The sequence below is a fragment of the Alteromonas sp. BZK5 genome (genome assembly GCF_014349115.1).
GTDB lineage: Bacteria > Pseudomonadota > Gammaproteobacteria > Enterobacterales > Alteromonadaceae > Alteromonas > Alteromonas macleodii.
On record NZ_JACSOE010000264.1, the window covers coordinates 1 to 1,261 of the forward strand.

General features: G+C 46.5%; 1 protein-coding gene. It reads right to left on the reverse strand.

The window, feature by feature from the left end:
- Positions 1–31 precede the first annotated feature (31 nt).
- Positions 32–1,200, reverse strand: a protein-coding gene (locus BIZ39_RS21835; protein WP_085929700.1) for an IS3-like element ISAma1 family transposase whose coding sequence is annotated in 2 segments (ribosomal slippage) — positions 32–951 and positions 951–1,200 — 1,170 coding nt in all. Because the reading frame shifts where the segments join, the coding sequence is not laid out codon by codon here.
- Between the last annotated feature and the right edge of the window lie 61 nt (positions 1,201–1,261).

Here is a 1,261-nt window from a genome sequence, read left to right on the forward strand (position 1 = left end):
TGACGTGGTCAACCAAAATCACACAACCCAGTTAAGCCGCTTTTTGTAAGTTAGCCATGTCAGCCTCATATTGATTTGGACTCTTGTAATCCAGATATGAGTGCATTCGCTGACTGTTATAAAACATAGTGATGTATTGCAGAATATCCTGCTGGGCAGCACGGCGACTCTGGTAGTGACGCCACTGCACTCGCTCTTGTTTCAATGTGCCGAAGAAGCTTTCTACGACGGCATTGTCCCAACAATCACCTTTCCTGCTCATGCTACCTGTTACCTTGTATTGCGTCAGTAACTGTCTAAATTGTCGGCTTGCGTATTGAGAGCCGCGATCCGAATGATGTATCAGGCCCACTTTAGGTTTACGTTGCCACAAAGCCATCGTTAAGGCATCACACACAAGCTGGGCATTCATCCGCGATGCCATACTCCAGCCCACGATTTTTCGTGAGAATAAGTCAATCACTACGGCCAGATACAGCCAGCCTTCTTGCGTCCAGATGTAGGTAATGTCAGAGACATACGCCTGGTCTGGCTTTTGAGCATCAAAGTCGCGTGACAGCACGTTATCGAAGACAGGTTGCTGATGGTCGCTGTTAGTCGTGACTTTGTATTTTCTACGTCGTCTGACGCTCACTCCAGCTTCTTTCATCAAGGCTCTCGTTCGCTGTTTTCCAACCGGATAACCAAGCGAATTCAACGCGCGTTTCATACGTCTTACGCCATAGGTAAAGTCACTGGCATCTGCTACTTTCTGTACCCACTCAATTAACTCATCATGTTGCGGATCCGGTTCAATGTGTTCCTTGCGTCGCACGGCACTATAGTAATTACAGCGACTGACACCAAGAATCTCGCACATCAGGCTAATCGGCCAGGTCTTCTTATGTTGGGTGATGAAACCGTATTTTACTTGGTTTCTTTGGCAAAGAAGACCGTTGCCTTTTTTAAGATCTCTTTCTCCATTTTCAGGCGCTTATTCTCTGCTCGCAGTTGGCGAATTTCTTCCTGCTCGGGCGTCAACTTACCATTGCCACGAAATGCGTGAGCCCCTTCTGATTCTTGCTCTTTAAGCCAGCGGCCTAACATATTGGCACTGATACCAAGACTGCGAGCAGCCTCAGTAATCTTGTAATTTTGTTCTGTAACCAGACTCACCGCATCCAGTTTGAATTCTTTCGAGTAGCTTTTTCGGGTTTTCATATACACTCCAGTTGAGATAATTATCTCTTAACTGGGTGTGTGAATCTATTGGAGCACGTCA